Origin of the sequence: Chromohalobacter sp. HP20-39 (assembly GCF_033052815.1) — a bacterium.
In the GTDB taxonomy this organism is placed as follows: Bacteria; Pseudomonadota; Gammaproteobacteria; order Pseudomonadales; family Halomonadaceae; genus Chromohalobacter.
In genome coordinates this window covers 1-313 of record NZ_JAWHTP010000422.1, presented here as the reverse complement: position 1 = coordinate 313, position 313 = coordinate 1, and the positions used below count along the sequence as shown (strand labels likewise).

General features: G+C 62.0%; 1 protein-coding gene. It reads right to left on the bottom strand.

Translation table 11 applies throughout. From position 1 onward, the window contains the following. On the bottom strand, positions 1 to 263 hold a 263-nt coding region (locus RVY79_RS18645; protein ID WP_317466035.1), incomplete at its 3' end, for a DUF3304 domain-containing protein. Positions 264 to 313 lie beyond the last annotated feature (50 nt).

Here is a 313-nt window from a genome sequence, read left to right as displayed (position 1 = left end):
TGCTCATCTCGTTCGTCAGTCCAGCCAATCGTCGCGGTCAGTCCTGACCGCCAAGGGTTAGGGATGGGCGCACAACACGCGAACTTTCCGCCGCCCTGATGGGCGCCAAGAAACCCTCCACCACCACGGCCGTTCACCGTAAAGTGGCCAATAGCCGCGTTGGTATGGTTGTAGCCGACGATGCTTGGTGCGATGGTCTTGTCCTCGCAACTGCCAAGCAGACCGCCCGTCACGACCGCTACCAAAACCAGCCCCAGCAGCATTGGGGCGATGCCCTTGAAACCGCGGGCAGGCCGCGGACTCAACCTTGCCA